Below are 17,665 nucleotides of genomic sequence, written 5' to 3'. Positions count from 1 at the left end.
CCAGGAAGCCGGCCCGGCCGGAAGAACCACCAGGACCGCACAAAGTCCGATGGGATCATTGCTTCGGTTGTGTGCGAGTCCTAGGGTGTGCCTGGCTCAGTAGTCGCTCCGTCACCACCCGTCGTGGTTCTTCCCCGGCGCAACGTCCCACGGCGGTGCGGCGAGGGGGATCCGACGTGCCTCAGTCCGTGCAGCGCCCTGTCGAACCGAGGAAGGCCACGGTCATGCCGCACCCCCATGTGTCCCCCGCCGACCGGCCCGTCCACCCCGACCGGCCGGTCGTCAGCCGCCGCCGTCTCCTGGAGTCCGGCGCCGCCGTCCTCGGCGCCCTCGCCCTGTCGGCCCCGCCCGGCACCGCACACGCGGGCGGACGGCGGGCGGCGGCCGACGCGTCCCCGGAGTGGAACGACTTCGGCGTCTTCACCGTCGGCACCCAGCCACCGCACACCACCCTGATGCCGTACGCGGACGTGCGGCAGGCCCTCGCCGCCGACCGCACCCGCTCGCCCTACCGGCAGAGCCTGGACGGTACCTGGAAGTTCGCCTACGCCGACCGCCCCGACGACCGGGACCCCGACTTCCACCGCACCGACACCGACGACAGCGACTGGGACACCATCCCGGTCCCGTCCGTGTGGCAACTGCACGGTCACGACTTCCCCATCTACCTGAACATCACCTACCCGTACTGGGGACCCAACGGCCGCGGCGAGGACCCGCGGCCGCCCGCCGCCCCGACCCGCTACCACCCGGTCGGCCAGTACCGGCGCACCTTCACCGTCCCGCGCGACTGGACGGGCCGCCGCACCTTCCTGCACTTCGAGGGCGTGAAGTCCGCGCACTACGTGTGGATCAACGGCGAACTCGTCGGCTACGACGAGGACTCCTGCACGCCCTCCGAGTACGACATCACCGACCACCTGAGGCCCGGCACCAATCAGATCGCCGTGGAGGTGTACCGCTACTCCGACGGCGACTGGCTGGAGGACCAGGACATGATCCGGCTGAGCGGCATCTTCCGCTCGGTCCACCTGTACTCCACCCCGGCCGTGCACCTGCGCGACTTCAAGCTGGACACCCCGCTGAACGACACGTACACGGCCGGCGAACTGGCGGTCACCGCGAGCGTGCGGGCGTACGGCGAGGGCGCGAGCGGCCGGTACACCGTCGAGACCCAGCTGTACGACGTGCGCGGCCACGCCGTCTGGTCCCGTCCGCTGGGACAGACCGCGGACCTCGACGCGGCCGGCGCCGGCGAGGACGTCACCGTACGGGCCGCCAAGGCCGTGCCGAGGCCCCTGCTGTGGTCGGCCGAGCAGCCGAACCTGTACACGGCCGTCCTCAGGCTCCGCGATCCGGGCGGCAAGGTGGTCGAGACCCTGTCCCACCGGGTCGGCTTCCGCGAGTTCACGATCAGGGACGGGCTGATGCGGATCAACGGCAGGCCCGTGTCCCTCCGCGGCACCAACCGCCACGAGACGCACCCGGCCCGCGGTACCGCGCTCACCCGCGAGGACATGGTCGAGGACATCACCATCATCAAACGGATGAACATCAACTCCGTCCGCACCTCGCACTACCCCGACAACCCGCTGTGGTACGAACTCGCCGACGAGTACGGCCTCTACCTCGTCGACGAGACCAACCTCGAGACCCACGGCATCCGGGACGAGTATCCCGGCGACCATCCCGAGTGGACGGCGGCCTGCGTCGCCCGTGCCCGGAACATGGTCCACCGCGACAAGAACCACCCCTCGGTGGTCATCTGGTCGCTCGGCAACGAGGCAGGCGGCGGCAGCACCTTCACCGCCATGCACGACTGGATCCGCTCCTACGACGCCACCCGCGTCATCCAGTACGAGGGCGACGACCGTCCCGGCATCAGCGACATCCGCTCCAGGATGTACGAGAGCCCTTCGCGCATCGAGGAGCGCGCCCGGGACACCGCCGACACCCGGCCGTACGTCATGATCGAGTACTCCCACGCGATGGGGAACTCGAACGGCAACTTCAGGAAGTACTGGGACATCGTCCGCCGCCATGACGTGCTCCAGGGCGGCTGGATCTGGGACTTCGTCGACCAGTCCCTCTACACACCCGTTCCCGCCCGCACCCTGCTCACCGAGTCGGGTCCGGCCGGCCTGCGCGGCGAGATCCTCGCCACCCGGGGCCGTCTCGACCGCGACACGGGCCTGTCCGGCATCACGGTCTTCGAACGCGACGACAGCCTCGACCTCACCGGATCCCTGACCCTGGAGGCATGGATCACCCCGGACGTGCTGGGCTACCACCAGCCCGTCATCGCCAAGGGCGACACCCAGTACGCGCTGAAACAGACCGACCGCAGGCTGGAGTTCTTCATTCACTCCGCAGGCCAGTGGACCGCCGTCAACTGGACGCTGCCGGACGACTGGACCGGCCGCGAACACCACATCGCGGGCGTCTTCGACGCCGACGCGGGCACTCTGACCCTGTACGCCGACGGTACGGTCAGGGCCACCCGTACCACCGACCGGCGCCCCAGCAGCAGTACGGCGCCCCTCGCGCTCGCCTCCGACGCCGACAACCAGACCCGGGAGTTCAGCGGCACCATCCGCCGCGCCCGCGTCTACGCCCGCGCCCTCACCGCCGCCGAACTGGCCGCCGACGGCCGCGGTCCCGGCGACGACGGCGTGCGGTTCTGGTTCGACGCCGCCACCGTCGAGGCCGAGAAGAAGCGGCCCGACGCCCGGACGTTCCTGGCCTACGGCGGCGACTGGGGCGACAACCCCAACGACGGTGCCTTCGTCGCGGACGGCATCGTCACCGCCGACCGCGGGCACACCGGCAAGGCGGCCGAAATCAAACGCGTCTACCAGGCGATCAACGTGGCCCCCACCTCCGGTGGCGGACCCGGTGCCGTCACCCTCACCAACGAGTACCTGTTCACCAACGTCCGTGACTTCGACGGCCGTTGGGAACTGGTCGCGGACGGCCACGTCGTACGGCGCGGGGGACTGACCCGGGACCAGCTGGACGTGCCGCCGCAGTCCGCCAAGGACATCAGCCTCCCCGTACGCCTGCCGGGGGACCCGGACCCGGGCACGGAGTACTTCCTCCGGCTCTCCTTCACGACCAAGGAGTCCACGACGTGGGCGAAGGCCAGCTTCGAGGTGGCCCGGCAGCAGCTTACGCTCGATGCCGGCGGCCCCGCCGTGACGCCCGTACCCCTGGGGAGCGTCCCGGTCCTGCGCCACGAGGACCGGGAGAGCGGCATCAGGATCACCGGAAGGGGCTTCTCGGTCACCGTCGACAGGAGCAGTGGCACCATCACCTCCTACGAGGCGAAGGGCACCCGCCTGATCACCTCCGGACCGGTACCCAACTTCTGGCGGGCCCCCACCGACAACGACCACGGCAACGGCCAGCACATCCGCAACCAGACCTGGCGCGACGCCGGTGCCCGGCGGAAGGTCACGGACGTCACCGTGCGGGCGCTCGGCGAGCGGGCCGTCGAGATCGCGGTCCGCGGCACGCTGCCCACCACTGCGGAGTCCACGTACACCACCACGTACACGGTGTTCGGCAACGGTGAGATCAAGGTCGACAACACCCTGCACCCCGGCGCCGCCGGACTGCCGTACATCCCCGAGGTCGGCACGCTGCTGTTCCTGCCGCGCCGTCTGGACCGCCTGCACTACTACGGCCGCGGCCCGGAGGAGAACCACTGGGACCGCAACACCGGCACCGACGTGGGCCGTTACACCTCGACCGTGGCCGACCAGTGGACCCCGTACATCCGCCCCCAGGAGAACGGCAACAAGACCGACGTCCGCTGGGCAGCCCTGACCGACGGGAGCGGGCGCGGCCTCCTGGTGTCGGGCGAACCCCTCCTGGAGATCAACGCCTCGCACTTCACCCCGGAGGACCTGTCGGCCGGTGTCCGCCACGACTACCAGCTGACCCCGCGGGACACCGTCGTACTGCGGGTCAACCACCGGCAGATGGGCGTAGGGGGCGACAACAGCTGGGGCGCCCACACCCACGACGAGTTCAAGCTCTTCGCCGACCGCGACTACGCCTACACCTACCGGCTGCGCCCGCTGACCGACGTGAAGGAGGCGACGGCGGCCTCGCGCCGGCCCACGGCGACCGAGTAGAGGGCCGTGGGGGCCACACTCGTGGGAGCCCGGGGTAACCGGGTCCCCATGAGTGACATTCTGGTCGGGGCCTGTTCATGGACGGACCGTCAACTCGTGGCGAGCGGCTGGTACCCGCGCGGCCGGCGGGACGCCGAGGGGCGGCTGCGGCACTACGCCTCCACGCTGCCCGTCGTCGAAGTGGACTCCGGTTACTACGCGTTGCCCCGTCGCCGCAACAGCGAGCTGTGGGTGGAGCGCACTCCGGACGGATTCCGTTTCGACGTCAAGGCGTTCTCGCTGCTGACCGGTCACCCCACACGTCCGGAGGCACTGCCCGCCGACCTGCGGACCCGGACCGCGGACGGCGCGCTGCTGGACGAGGTGTGGAGGCGGTTCGCGGACGCGGTCGAGCCGCTGAGGGAGGCCGGGCGGCTGGGCACCGTGCTGTTCCAGTTCCCGCCCTGGTTTGCACCCGGCGCCGCTGCCGAGCGGACCCTCGAGGAGTGCGCGGAGCGCACGGCCGGCCGGCCGCTCGCCGTCGAGTTCCGGCATCGGGCCTGGTGGCAGGCGGACCGGGCCGACGACACCCGCGCGCTGCTGTCCGCACTGGGTGCCACAGCCGTCGGTGTGGACATGGCACAGGGACTCACCGGCTCCCTGCCGCCCGTCGTGCCCGTCAGCCGGCCCGCCCTCGCCGTCGTACGGTTCCACGGCCGCAGCAGGGCCTGGGGAAGGGGCAGCAAGGAGGACCGCTTCCGCCACGACTACGACGTCACCGAACTCGCCGCCTGGGTGCCCCGCCTGCGGCGGGTGGCTGAGCGGACCGACGCACTGCACGTGCTGTTCAACAACTGCTGCGCGGATGCCGCCGTACGCGCGGCCGAGACCATGCGGGGGCTGCTGGCGTGAACCGGGCAGCCCCAGGGCACATGACGTCGATGTCGGATTCTCGCCAGACCCGGCGGCCACCCGTCCCCGATCCTTGAGACATGCTGAAGGGGATGCACACCGACACCGAGCGCTGCCTGCGCGCCGTGCGGTCGAAGGACGCCCGGTTCGACGGCTGGTTCTTCACCGCCGTCCTGACCACCGGGATCTACTGCCGGCCCAGCTGCCCCGTGGTCCCGCCCAAGCCCGGGAACATGGTCTTCCACCCGAGCGCGGCGGCCTGCCAGCAGGCCGGATTCCGGGCCTGCAAACGCTGCCGGCCCGACACCAGCCCCGGCTCCCCCGAGTGGAACCACCGGGCCGACCTCGTGGCCCGCGCCATGCGGCTGATCGCCGACGGCGTCGTGGACCGCGAGGGCGTGACCGGCCTCGCCGCCCGGCTCGGCTACAGCACCCGGCAGGTCGAACGCCAACTGATCGCCGAGCTGGGCGCGGGCCCCCTCGCGCTCGCCCGCGCCCAGCGCGCCCAGACCGCCCGGCTGCTCATCGAGACGACGGCCCTGCCGATGGCGCAGATCGCCTTCGCCGCCGGATTCGCCTCCGTCCGCGCCTTCAACGACACCGTGCGCGAGGTCTTCGCCCTCCCCCCGAGCGACCTGCGCACCCGGGCGGCGCCGCGGGACACCTCGCGCGGCACCACTCCCGGTGTGCTGTCCCTCCGGCTGCCGTTCCGCGCCCCGCTCAACCCCGACAACCTCTTCGGCCACCTCGCCGCGACCGCCGTACCCGGCGTGGAGGAGTGGCGGGACGGGTCCTACCGGCGCACGCTGCGGCTGCCGTACGCGCACGGCATCGTGTCCCTCAGCCCGCGCCCCGACCACATCGCCTGCCGCCTCACCCTCGGCGACAACCGCGACCTCACCGTCGCCATCAGCCGCTGCCGCCGCCTGCTCGACCTGGACGCCGATCCGGTCGCCGTCGACGACCAGCTGCGCACGGACCCGGTGCTCGCGCCCCTGGTCGCCAAGGCACCCGGCCGCCGCGTGCCCCGCACGGTCGACGAGGCGGAATTCGCCGTCCGGGCCGTTCTCGGCCAGCAGGTCTCCACGGCCGCCGCTCGCACCCACGCGGCCCGCCTGGTCACCGCGCACGGCACACAGGTCGACGACCCCGAGGGCGGCCTCACCCACCTCTTCCCGCATCCCGGGGCACTGGCCGCACTCGACCCCGAGACCCTCGCCATGCCCCGCAGCCGCCGCACCACCTTCACCACTCTGGTCCGTCAACTGGCTGAGGGGGAACTTCGCTTGGGGGTGGAGAGCGACTGGCCCGAGGCCCGCGCGCGGCTTCTCGCCCTCCCGGGTTTCGGCCCCTGGACGGCGGACGTCATCGCCATGCGCGCCCTGGGCGACCCCGACGCCTTCCTCCCCACCGACCTCGGCATCCGCCGCGCCGCCCGGGAGCTGGGCCTGCCGTCCACCCCGGCCGCCCTCACGGCCCGCGCGGCGGCCTGGCGGCCCTGGCGGGCGTACGCGGTGCAGTACCTGTGGGCGACGGACAGCCACCCGATCAACTTCCTCCCCGTCTGAGAAACCAGGGACGCAGAACCGATGAAGCAGCACACCGTGATCGACAGCCCTTACGGCCCGCTGACGCTCGTCGCCGACGACGGCGTCCTGTGCGGCCTCTACATGACCGACCAGCGCCACCGTCCGCCGGAGGGGTCCTTCGGCGCCCCCGACGACACGCCCTTCGCCGAGGCGGAGGAGCAGCTCGCGGCGTACTTCACCGGCGAGTTGAAGGAATTCGCCCTGGAACTGCGCCTGAACGGCACCCCGTTCCAGCGGCGGGTCTGGGAGCAGCTGGCCCGCATCCCCTACGGCGAGACCCGTACCTACGGCCAACTCGCCGACGCCCTCGGCAGTCCCAAGGCCTCCCGTGCCGTCGGTCTGGCCAACGGTCGCAACCCGATCGGCATCATCGTCCCCTGCCACCGCGTCATCGGCGCGAGCGGCGGCCTCACCGGATACGGTGGCGGCCTGGAGCGGAAGCAGCGCCTGCTGGACTTCGAACGCGGAGCCGCCCTGTTCTAGGCGGCGATCCGGTGCAGCAGCCCGGGCAGCGAGGTGCCGATCGGCTCGCGGATCACCTCGTCGGCGAGGCTGTCGTACGGGGTGGGCTCCGCGTTGACGACGATCAGGCGGGCGCCGTGGCCGGCGGCCACCTCCGCGAGGCCGGCGGCGGGGTGGACCTGGAGACTGGTGCCCACGGCGATGAAGACGGTGCACGCCTTGCTGATCGCCGCCGCCTCGCCGAGCACCACGGGATCGAGGTGCTCGCCGAACATCACCGTCGCCGGCTTGAGGATGCCGCCGCACTCCGGACACGGCGGGTCGTCCTCACCGGCCTCGACCCGGGCGAGCGCGTCCTCCATCGCACCGCGCGCGTGGCACTTGGTGCACCGCACGCTTCGTACCGTGCCGTGCAGTTCGAGCACTTTTCGGTCCGGCATTCCGGCGAGCTGGTGCAGCCCGTCCACGTTCTGCGTGATCACCCGCACCGGCACCCCGGACCGCTCCAGCCCGGTCACGGCACGGTGCGCGGCGTTGGGCTCGACGGCGAGCGCGAAGTTCTCGCGCCGCATCTGCCACGACCGGCGGCGGATCTCCGGGTCGCCCATGTAGTACTCGTACGTCACGAGCTTCTCGGCCTCGGGATCGCGGCGCCACAGTCCGTTCGGCCCGCGGTAGTCGGGGATGCCGGAGTCCGTGCTGATACCGGCGCCGGTGAGGAGGGCGACGAGGGGCTTGCTCATGGGGCGAGGGTAGGTCGCGGTGCGGCCGCGCGGCGAGCGCATTACGGCCGGTGCGGACTCGGTGTCAGTGCACCCGGTGCCCGTCCTCCAGCTCCGCCGTGCCCGAGCCCTCCGCGAGGACGTCCAGCGCGGCCAGCACACGGCGCCCCAGGGAGCCGCGGAGGTATGCGGTCACTTCGACGCGCGGGACGAGCCGCCAGGACAGCAGCTCCGACTCCTGCAGCCGGATCGCCCCGAGCTCGTCCTCACCGAGCACGCCACCGTCGTACAGATACGCCACCAGCGGCGGCCGGTCCGGGCCCTTGACCCAGTCCACCGCGAGCAGCCGTCCCAACCGCCGGTCGAGACCGATCTCCTCGGCCGTCTCCCGCCGCGCCCCCTCGCGCGGGCTCTCCCCCTCGTCCGACTCGACCGTCCCGCCGGGCAGTGCCCAGCCCTCCCGGTAGTTCGGCTCGACGAGCAGTACCCGCCCGTCCTCGTCCCGGAAGAGAGCGGCTGCGCCGACGAGAACACGGGGGAGGGAGGCGATGTAGGCGGTGTAGTCCCGGACGGGCTGAGTGGTGGTCATGCCCGGAAGGGTAACCGTGGCGCAGGGCACCACCGCGGGGACGGAGCCGGTTCCGCGGGGCGCACGGCAGCACGCGCCGGTCCCGTGATCGACACCGAAGGCGCGTGCGCCGGGGCACATCAATGCGCTGGCGAACTTCCGCGGAGCCGGCCGAAGCAGCGAAGCCGGTCCGGCCTCTGTCCACCGCCTCCGCGCCGGTACTCGCGCGGGCGACGACGTTCCCGGCGATGACGGCGGCGCTAGTCAACTTGCGCCAGTCGCAGCGTCCGCTCCGCCAGTTCGCTGATCCGCACCCCGTCGAAGCCGAAGACGGCGCTGCGCACCGTGTCCTTAAGAGGGTCCTTCCACTGGGGAGGGACGGCCGGGGCGCCGCACAGCACGCCGGCCACCGAGCCCGCCGTCGCCCCGTTGGAGTCGGTGTCCAGGCCGCCGCGCACCGTCAGCGCGATGGTGCGGGTGAAGTCGCCGTCACCGTACAGCAGGCCCGCGGTGAGCACGGCCGCGTTCGGAACCGTATGGATCCAGCCGAGGCCCGCCGTCTCCTCCTCGAGTGTCGTGAGCGTGTCCTCCCAGGCCAGCCCGGCCTCGTGCAGGGAGGCCACCCGGCGCACGGTACGGGCGAGGCGGCTGTTCACCGGGATCACCGTCAGCGCCTCGTCCACCGCGTGCCGCACGGTGGGTGCCGTGAACGCCGCCGAGATCAGCGCCGCCGCCCACATCGCGCCGTACACCCCGTTTCCCGTGTGGGACAGCACCGCGTCCCTGCGGGCCAGCGAGGCGGCGCGGCGCGGGGCGCCCGGCGAGGTCCAGCCGTGGATGTCGGCGCGGATCAGGGCGCCGATCCACTCCTGGTACGGGTTGTCGTACGTGGCGGTGAGCGGCGGTTTGAGGCCGTTCGCGAGGTTTCTGTACGCCGCCCGCTCCGCCGTGAAGGTCTGGAGGTACGGCAGCCGCAGCAGCCACAGGTCGCCCACCTGCTCGGTGCTGAACGCGAAGCCGTGGGTCTCCAGCAGGTCCAGGCCGAGGATCGCGTAGTCGATGTCGTCGTCGCGGCAGCTGCCGTGGACGCGGCCGCGCACGCAGTACCCCCACTCCGGACGCAGGTCCAGGCTCTCGCGCTCGGTCGGTGGCTCGGGGAGGTAGTCGGTGAGGGGGAGGGCGTTTGTCCGCCGCAGGTAGCTGTCGATGCGTGCCCGTGTCCACACCTCGCCGTGCTCGACCGGTTTGCCGAGCATGTTCCCCGCGATCCGGCCGAGCCAGCCTCCGAGGATGCGGTCGGCGAGTCCTGACTCCGTGTCCACAGCGGTCGTCGCGGTCATGGGAACGGTCTACCCGATTCCGGGGCCGTTCCACGGGCTGGGCGGGGCATGGCGGCGGTGGTGTGCGCCGGTTAGTGTCACAGCGGCGCGACTGGCCTTGACACGTGTGGGGCCCGGAGATCAAGGGGAATGCAAGTGGCGGACGCTGCAGGTAGCGGCACTCGTACGACGCGGTCGGCCCAGCGGGTGCTGGTCGCCGCGGACAAGTTCAAGGGGTCGCTCACGGCCGTCCAGGTCGCCGAGCGGGTGACGGCCGGGCTGCGCCGGGTCGTCCCGGACCTGCTGGTCGAGACGCTGCCGGTGGCCGACGGCGGCGACGGCACGGTGGCCGCGGCGGTGGCGGCCGGGTTCGAAAGGCGGGAGGTACGGGTCACCGGTCCCCTCGGGGAGGCGGTGAGTGCGGCGTACGCGCTGCGCGGTGACACCGCCGTCGTGGAGATGGCCGAGGCCAGCGGGTTGCAGCGGCTGCCGGAGGGGGTTTTCGCACCGCTCACGGCGTCGACGTACGGCTCCGGGGAGCTGTTGCGGGCCGCGCTGGACGCGGGGGCGCGCACGATCGTGTTCGGGGTCGGCGGCAGCGCCACCACCGACGGTGGTGCGGGCATGCTGTCCGCCCTGGGCGCCCGCCTCCTGACGGCCGGCGGTGAGCCCGTGGCACCCGGCGGCGCAGGGCTCGCCGAGCTGGCCTCGGCCGACCTGTCCGGACTCGACCCTCGCCTCGCCTCGGCCGGGATCGTGCTCGCCAGCGACGTCGACAACCCGCTGACCGGGCCGAAGGGGGCGCCGGCGGTCTACGGCCCGCAGAAGGGTGCCTCGCCGGACGACGTGGAGACGCTGGACGCGGCGCTCCAGCACTTCGCGAAGGTGCTGGAGGGGGCGGCCGGGCCGAAGGCCGCGGAGTACGCCGTTTCCCCGGGAGCCGGTGCGGCGGGCGGTGTCGGATACGGGGCGTTGCTGCTGGGCGCCGGGTTCCGTCCCGGTATCGAGGTCATGCTGGACGTGCTCGGCTTCGCGACGGCGCTGGAGCGGGCCGATCTGGTGATCACCGGTGAGGGGTCACTGGACGAGCAGACCCTGCACGGGAAGGCGCCGGCGGGGGTCGCTGCCGCGGCGCGGGCGGCGGACAAGGAGGTCGTGGCGGTGTGCGGGCGGCTGGCGCTGCCGCCCGAGGTGCTGGGGCGGGCGGGCATCCGGTGGGCGTACGCCCTGACGGACCTCGAGCCGGATGTCGCCAAGTGCATCGCCGAGGCGGGGCCGATCCTGGAGCGTACGGCGGAGCGGATCGCGCGGGACTTTCTGAGCTGAGCTCTTCTCGCCCGGCCGCCTCTTCCCGTCCCGTCCCCGGGGGCTGCGCACCCGGCCCCCTTCGGCCCGGGACGGGCCTCGTCCTCGGACGCCGGACTGCTGGGTGGCCCCACGGTGCGCTTTCAGCCGGCCGAGTCGGGTGGTGGATGGGCATGGGGCCGGGGATCAGGGGGTGGAGCCCCCAGCAAGGCCCGACACCACGCCGGGTGCAAAGAGACGGGCCCCGGACCCAACCGGATCCGAGGCCCGAACACAGCGGCAGCGTTACGGCAACTGCGCCGCCCGCGCCTCACGGCGATTGTCGCGGAAGTTGTTCACCCGGCGAGCCGTGGCGAACAGCGGAATCACCGCGCCCATCACCAGTTGCAGCGCACAGCCCGTCTGAAGGAGCAGCTGACCGCTCGGCGCGTCGAACGCCCATGCCGCCAGAAGGCCCATCGACAGCACGATCCACGCCAGCATCGCCACCGCGAGCCGACCCCGCGGCTTGGGGTACTCCACCCGGCTCACCATCAGCCACGCCGTACCGATGATCGCCAGCAGCGTCGCCACGAACGGCAGCTCCAGCAGCACGATCGACACGACCGTCAGCGCACCGAACGGTGACGGCATGCCCTGGAAAGTGCCGTCCTTCACCGTGACACAGGAGAACCTCGCCAGTCTCAGCACCACCGCCAGCAGCACGACGATCGCTCCGACCGCGGCCACTCTCTGGTGCGCGTCGTCCGCGACCATGCCGTAGACCAGGACGAAGTACGCCGGCGCCAGACCGAAGCTGATCAGGTCCGAGAGGTTGTCCAGCTCGGCGCCCATCGGCGAGGAGCGCAGCTTGCGCGCCACCAGGCCGTCGAAGAGGTCGAAGACCGCCGCGCACAGCATCAGGATGACGGCGGTGGCCGCGCTGTGGCGGGCCATGCCGGTCTCCTGACTCCCCTGGAGGTGCGGGATCAGAATGCCGGTGGTGGTGAAGTACACCGCCATGAAGCCACAGGTGGCGTTGCCGAGGGTGAGGGTGTCCGCTATCGACAGGCGGAGTGAGAGGGGCATCTCCTCGTCGTCGTCCGCCTCGTCGGCCTCCGGCACCCAGCCGGTCTGCGTCTCCGGATCAACCATGGTCAATGCGAGTCACCCCAGCCACGGTCTTCTGACCCACTTCGACGGCCACCTCCACGCCCTCGGGCAGGTAGATGTCGACACGCGAGCCGAAGCGGATCAGACCGATGCGCTCGCCCTGCTCGACCTTGGTGCCCTGAGGCACGTAGGGCATGATGCGGCGGGCCACCGCGCCGGCGATCTGGATCATCTCGATGTCACCGAGCTCGGTGTCGAAGTGCCACACCACACGCTCGTTGTTCTCGCTCTCCTTGTTGAAGGCGGGAACGAAGCCACCGGGGATGTGCTCGACCGACGTCACCGTGCCGGCCAGCGGGGCGCGGTTCACGTGGACGTTGAGCGGGCTCATGAAGATCGCGACGCGGGTACGTCCGTCCTTCCACGGCATGATGCTCTGCACCACACCGTCGGCGGGCGAGATGACCCTGCCCTGGGCGATCTCGCGCTCGGGGTCGCGGAAGAACCACAGCATTCCCGCCGCCAGGGCGGTGGCGGGGACGGCGACGGCCTTGGCGGCACCCGAGCGGCGGGAGCGGAGCAGGCTGACGGCTGCGGTGGCGACGGTCGGCAGAAGCCACGGCGAGGCTCCGCGCGCGAGGCGTACGCCGACGAGGCTGTCGCGAGGTGCAGAGGTTTGGCTGTGGGGCATGGATGACCTTCGTAGCGGATGATGCCGCGCAACTGCGGGGGACGGCGGCTTTCCGGCGATCGTAGCGGCTCCGGGCGACAACTGGGTAAGCCAGGCAGCCAAGTCGACGGCTGAAGAGTGCATACGGGGTGTGATCCTCTTCTCCAAGAAAACACCCCGTACCCGGACATCTAGCCCTGGAATCGATACTCTTCGAGCAGTCGACGTCCGATGATCATTTTCTGGATCTCGGCGGTGCCTTCACCGATCAGCAGCATCGGGGCCTCACGGTAGAGGCGCTCGATCTCGTACTCCTTGGAGAAGCCGTAGCCGCCGTGGATCCGGAAGGCGTCCTCCACGACCTCCTTGCAGTACTCGGAGGCGAGGTACTTCGCCATCCCTGCTTCAAGGTCGTTTCGTTCTCCGGAGTCCTTTTTGCGCGCTGCGTTCACCATCATCGCATGCGCGGCCTCCACCTTGGTAGCCATCTCGGCCAGCTTGAACTGGATGGCCTGGTGCTGGGCGATCGGCTTGCCGAAAGTGTGACGCTGCTGGGCGTACCGGACGCCGAGCTCGAAGGCACGCTGAGCGACACCGCAGCCGCGGGCCGCCACGTTGACGCGGCCGACCTCGACACCGTCCATCATGTGGTAAAAACCTCGGCCGGTGACCCCGCCGAGCACCCGATCGGCCGGAACGCGCAGGCCGTCCATGATGAGCTCGGTGGTGTCGACGCCCTTGTAGCCCATCTTGTCGATCTTGCCGGGGATGGTCAGGCCGGGGCGGACCTCGCCGAAGCCCGGCTCCTTCTCCACCAGGAAGGTCGTCATCGACTTGTGCGGCGCCGTGCCCTCGGGGTGACCCTCGTCACTCCGCACCAGAACGGCCACCAGGGACGACGTCCCGCCGTTCGTCAGCCACATCTTCTGGCCGTTCAGGACGTACTCCTCGCCGTCCTTCACCGCCTTCGACGTGATGGCCGACACATCGGAGCCGAGGCCCGGTTCCGACATCGAGAAGGCGCCGCGGATGTCGCCGGCCGCCATGCGCGGCAGGAAGTGGTCCTTCTGCTCCCGCGTGCCGTGCTGCTTGAGCATGTACGCCACGATGAAGTGGGTGTTGATGATGCCGGAGACCGACATCCAGCCGCGGGCGATCTCCTCGACGCACAGGGCGTAGGTGAGGAGCGACTCGCCCAGACCCCCGTACTCCTCGGGGATCATCAGACCGAACAGGCCGAGCTCCTTCAGGCCGTCGACAATTCTCTGCGGGTACTCGTCGCGGTGCTCCAGCTCGGTCGCGACCGGGATGATCTCCTTGTCCACGAAGTCGCGGACGGTGGAGAGGATCTCCTGCTGGACATCGGTCAGACCGGCGGTCTGGGCGAGACGGCTCATCTCTACTTCTCCTGCTCCTTGAGCTCCGGGCGGCCCGGCTGCTCGCCGCCGCGCTCCTTGATGTACGTCTCGGTGGGCACCATCACCTTGCGGCGGAACACGCAGACCAGCGTGCCGTCCTGCTTGTAACCCTTGGTCTCGACGTACACGATCCCGCGGTCGTTCTTCGACTTGGACGGCCACTTGTCGAGCACGGTCGTCTGACCGTAGACCGTGTCGCCGTGGAAGGTCGGCGCCACGTGCCTGAGCGACTCGATCTCCAGGTTGGCGATCGCCTTCCCGGAGATGTCGGGCACCGACATGCCGAGCAGCAGGGAGTAGATGTAGTTCCCGACCACCACGTTCTTGCCGAAGTCCGTCGTCTTCTCGGCGTAGTTGGTGTCCATGTGGAGCGGGTGGTGGTTCATGGTGAGGAGACAGAACAGGTGGTCGTCGTACTCGGTGACCGTCTTGCCCGGCCAGTGCTTGTACGTCGCCCCGACCTCGAACTCCTCGTAGGTACGTCCGAACTGCATGGCGCTCAGCCCTCCGGGATCTCGAACTTCGACGTGCGCCGCATGCCGGCGGCGCGCCCCTTGCCGGAGATGACCAGGGCCATCTTGCGGCTGGCCTCGTCGATCATCTCGTCGCCGAGCATCGCGGAGCCCTTCTTGCCGCCGGCCTCGGACGTGCAGTACTCGTACGCGTCCAGGATCAGCTCGGCGTGGTCGTAGTCCTCCTGCGACGGAGAGAAGATCTCGTTGGACGCCTCGACCTGGCCGGGGTGCAGCACCCACTTGCCGTCGAAGCCGAGCGCCGCGGCGCGCCGGGCCACCTCGCGGTAGCCGTCCACGTTGCGGATCTGCAGGTAGGGGCCGTCGATCGCCTGGAGGTTGTTGGCGCGGGCGGCCATCAGGATCTTCATCAGGATGTAGTGGTAGGCGTCCGCCGGGTAGCCGGGCGGCTGCTCGCCCACGACCAGCGACTTCATGTTGATGGACGCCATGAAGTCGGCGGGGCCGAAGATGATGGTCTCGACGCGCGGGGAGGCCTGGGCGATCTCGTTGACGTTGTTCAGGCCCTGCGCGTTCTCGATCTGCGCCTCGATGCCGATCTTGCCGACCTCGAAGCCCATCGTCTTCTCGATCTGGGTCAGCAGGAGGTCGAGCGCGACGATCTGCTGGGCGTCCTGGACCTTCGGCAGCATGATGCAGTCGAGGTTCGGGCCGGCGCCCTCGACGACCGTCACCACATCGCGGTACGTCCACTCGGTGGTCCAGTCGTTGACGCGCACGACGCGGGTCTTGCCGGTCCAGTCGCCCTCGTTCAGGAACTTCACGATGGTGTGCCGCGCCTCGGGCTTGGCGAGCGGCGCGCACGCGTCCTCCAGGTCGAGGAAGACCTGGTCCGCCGGGAGGCCCTGGGCCTTCTCCAGGAAGCGCGGGTTCGAGCCCGGTACCGCCAGGCAGGAGCGCCGGGGGCGAAGGCGGTTCACGGTCGTCATGCGGGGACCTCCAGGGGGTCGAGCTTGTTCGCTGTGCGGATCTCGTCGACGATGCGGCCGATGATCCCGGTGATGTCGAAGTCCTTCGGCGTGAAGACCGCGGCGACTCCGGCGGCCCGCAGCTGTTCGGCATCACCGCTGGGGATGATGCCACCGGCGATCACCGGTATATCTGTGGCACCGGCCACACGGAGCCGTTCGAGCACGTCCGGCACCAGCTGCGCGTGCGAGCCGGAGAGGATGGACAGGCCCACCGCGTGCACGTCCTCCGCGACGGCGGCGTCCACGATCTGCTCCGGGGTGAGCCGGATGCCCTGGTAGACCACCTCGAACCCGGCGTCGCGGGCCCGCACGGCGATCTGCTCGGCGCCGTTGGAGTGGCCGTCCAGGCCCGGCTTGCCGACCAGGAAGCGCAGCTTGCCCACACCGAGGTCCTCGGCCGTCAGTTCCACCTTGCGGCGGACCGCCGACAGGGCCGAGCCGGCCTCGGCGGTGACCGCCACCGGGGCGGAGGAGACTCCGGTCGGCGCCCGGAACTCGCCGAACACCTCGCGCAGCGCCCCGGCCCACTCGCCGGTCGTGACACCGGCGCGCGCGCACTCCAGGGTGGCTTCCATGAGGTTGGCGGTGCCCTTCGCGGCCTCCTTCAGCTTCTCCAGCGCCTTGCAGGGGCGGGGGTGGTTGAAGGGCGGCTGGTAGCGCGTGTCGCGCCAGTTCTGCAGCGAGGCGACGACCCGGGCCTCCACCGCGGGGTCGACCGTCTGGATCGCGGTGTCCAGGTCGGCGGTCAGCGGGTTCGGCTCGGTGCCCTCGAAGGCGTTCACACCGATGATCTTCTCGTCACCGGACTCGATCCGGGCCCGGCGCGCGGCGTGCGAGGAGACCAGCTGGGACTTGAGGTAGCCGGACTCGACGGCGGCCATCGCGCCGCCCATCTCCTCGATCCGCTCCATCTCCGCGAACGAGTCCGCGACCAGCTGCTCCACCTTCGCCTCGATCACCTTCGATCCCTCGAAGATGTCCTCGTACTCCAGCAGGTCGCTCTCGTAGGCGAGGACCTGCTGGATGCGCAGCGACCACTGCTGGTCCCACGGGCGGGGCAGGCCCAGGGCCTCGTTCCAGGCCGGCAGCTGGACGGCACGCGCGCGTGCGTCCTTGGAGAGGGTGACGGCCAGCATCTCCAGGACGATCCGCTGGACGTTGTTCTCCGGCTGGGCTTCGGTCAGACCGAGGGAGTTGACCTGGACGCCGTAGCGGAAGCGGCGGTGCTTGGGGTTCTCGATGCCGTACCGCTCGCGGGTGACCTGGTCCCAGATGCGGCCGAAGGCGCGCATCTTGCACATCTCCTCGACGAAGCGGACGCCCGCGTTGACGAAGAAGGAGATGCGGCCGACGACGTCGCCCATGCGTTCCTGCGGCACCTGGCCGCTGTCGCGCACGGCGTCGAGCACCGCGATGGCGGTGGACATCGCGTACGCGATCTCCTGCACCGGCGTGGCCCCGGCCTCCTGCAGGTGGTAACTGCAGATGTTGATCGGGTTCCACTTCGGGATGTGGGAGACCGTGTACGCGATCATGTCCGTCGTCAGGCGGAGCGACGGTCCCGGCGGGAACACATGGGTGCCCCGGGACAGGTACTCCTTGACGATGTCGTTCTGGGTCGTGCCCTGGAGCTCGGTGATGTCCGCGCCCTGCTCCTCGGCGACGACCTGGTAGAGCGCCAGCAGCCACATGGCGGTGGCGTTGATCGTCATCGAGGTGTTCATCTGCTCCAGGGGGATGTCCTGGAACAGCCGGCGCATGTCACCGAGGTGGGCCACCGGCACCCCGACCCGGCCGACCTCGCCGCGGGCGAGGATGTGGTCGGAGTCGTAACCGGTCTGGGTCGGCAGGTCGAAGGCGACCGACAGACCCGTCTGTCCCTTGGCGAGGTTGCGCCGGTACAGCTCGTTGGACGCCTCGGCCGTGGAGTGACCGGCGTACGTGCGCATGAGCCACGGACGGTCCTTCTGACGCTCTGTCATGTCC

At 70.5% G+C, this 17,665-nt stretch carries 14 protein-coding genes; 5 read left to right on the top strand and 9 right to left on the bottom strand.

Annotated elements, in window-relative coordinates:
- The first annotated feature begins 224 nt into the window (after positions 1-224).
- From ACZ5C2_RS06235 to ACZ5C2_RS06220, 4 genes are all read left to right on the top strand, one after another.
- The gene (locus tag ACZ5C2_RS06235; RefSeq protein WP_468787127.1) at positions 225-4,139 is read left to right on the top strand and encodes a glycoside hydrolase family 2 TIM barrel-domain containing protein; all 3,915 of its coding nucleotides are present in this window, start codon (positions 225-227) and stop codon (positions 4,137-4,139) included.
- Positions 4,140-4,187: 48 nt separating this feature from the next.
- Positions 4,188-5,030, top strand: coding sequence for a DUF72 domain-containing protein (locus ACZ5C2_RS06230; protein ID WP_468787125.1), 843 nt, complete (start codon positions 4,188-4,190; stop codon positions 5,028-5,030).
- A 92-nt stretch (positions 5,031-5,122) separates the two neighbouring features.
- On the top strand, positions 5,123-6,598 hold the full coding sequence (locus tag ACZ5C2_RS06225) for an AlkA N-terminal domain-containing protein (RefSeq protein ID WP_468787674.1): 1,476 nt from the start codon (positions 5,123-5,125) through the stop codon (positions 6,596-6,598).
- A gap of 21 nt (positions 6,599-6,619) precedes the next feature.
- Positions 6,620-7,102, top strand: a complete 483-nt coding sequence (locus ACZ5C2_RS06220; RefSeq protein WP_468787123.1) for a methylated-DNA--[protein]-cysteine S-methyltransferase — start codon at positions 6,620-6,622, stop codon at positions 7,100-7,102.
- Here ACZ5C2_RS06220 and ACZ5C2_RS06215 read toward each other — a convergent pair.
- The 3 genes from ACZ5C2_RS06215 to ACZ5C2_RS06205 form a co-directional block, all read right to left on the bottom strand.
- Positions 7,099-7,824, bottom strand: a complete 726-nt coding sequence (locus ACZ5C2_RS06215; RefSeq protein WP_468787121.1) for an SIR2 family NAD-dependent protein deacylase — start codon at positions 7,822-7,824, stop codon at positions 7,099-7,101. The genes ACZ5C2_RS06220 and ACZ5C2_RS06215 overlap by 4 nt on opposite strands.
- Before the next feature lie 64 nt (positions 7,825-7,888).
- Complete coding sequence (locus tag ACZ5C2_RS06210) at positions 7,889-8,392, bottom strand: NUDIX domain-containing protein (protein WP_468787119.1); 504 nt, start codon at positions 8,390-8,392, stop codon at positions 7,889-7,891.
- A gap of 239 nt (positions 8,393-8,631) precedes the next feature.
- Positions 8,632-9,711 carry an ADP-ribosylglycohydrolase family protein gene (locus tag ACZ5C2_RS06205; protein WP_468787117.1) on the bottom strand — a complete coding sequence of 360 codons (1,080 nt, stop codon included), beginning with the start codon at positions 9,709-9,711 and terminating at the stop codon, positions 8,632-8,634.
- Between the two features lie 129 nt (positions 9,712-9,840).
- Between ACZ5C2_RS06205 and ACZ5C2_RS06200 the strand changes: the two genes are divergently transcribed.
- Positions 9,841-11,016: a glycerate kinase gene (locus ACZ5C2_RS06200; protein WP_468787115.1), complete on the top strand. Its 1,176-nt coding sequence runs from the start codon at positions 9,841-9,843 to the stop codon at positions 11,014-11,016.
- 264 nt (positions 11,017-11,280) lie between these two features.
- On the opposite strand, the gene pssA is transcribed toward ACZ5C2_RS06200, so the two are convergent.
- From pssA to ACZ5C2_RS06170, 6 genes are all read right to left on the bottom strand, one after another.
- Positions 11,281-12,099: a CDP-diacylglycerol--serine O-phosphatidyltransferase gene (gene pssA / locus ACZ5C2_RS06195; protein WP_468787672.1), complete on the bottom strand. Its 819-nt coding sequence runs from the start codon at positions 12,097-12,099 to the stop codon at positions 11,281-11,283.
- Positions 12,100-12,121: 22 nt separating this feature from the next.
- Positions 12,122-12,778 (bottom strand): phosphatidylserine decarboxylase, encoded by a 657-nt coding sequence (locus ACZ5C2_RS06190; protein WP_468787113.1) that lies wholly within the window; start codon positions 12,776-12,778, stop codon positions 12,122-12,124.
- Between the two features lie 170 nt (positions 12,779-12,948).
- The gene (locus tag ACZ5C2_RS06185) at positions 12,949-14,154 is read right to left on the bottom strand and encodes an acyl-CoA dehydrogenase family protein (RefSeq protein WP_468787111.1); all 1,206 of its coding nucleotides are present in this window, start codon (positions 14,152-14,154) and stop codon (positions 12,949-12,951) included.
- Between the two features lie 2 nt (positions 14,155-14,156).
- The gene (locus tag ACZ5C2_RS06180; protein WP_468787109.1) at positions 14,157-14,669 is read right to left on the bottom strand and encodes a MaoC family dehydratase; all 513 of its coding nucleotides are present in this window, start codon (positions 14,667-14,669) and stop codon (positions 14,157-14,159) included.
- Between the two features lie 5 nt (positions 14,670-14,674).
- Complete coding sequence (locus ACZ5C2_RS06175; protein WP_468787107.1) at positions 14,675-15,637, bottom strand: HpcH/HpaI aldolase/citrate lyase family protein; 963 nt, start codon at positions 15,635-15,637, stop codon at positions 14,675-14,677.
- Positions 15,634-17,661 carry a protein meaA gene (locus tag ACZ5C2_RS06170; protein WP_468787105.1) on the bottom strand — a complete coding sequence of 676 codons (2,028 nt, stop codon included), beginning with the start codon at positions 17,659-17,661 and terminating at the stop codon, positions 15,634-15,636. The genes ACZ5C2_RS06175 and ACZ5C2_RS06170 overlap by 4 nt, the downstream gene beginning before the upstream one ends.
- Positions 17,662-17,665 lie beyond the last annotated feature (4 nt).

It is taken from the genome of Streptomyces sp. NPDC031365 (assembly GCF_055569765.1).
Note: the sequence above shows the minus strand (reverse complement) of the source record. Positions and strands in the feature narration are given on the sequence as shown.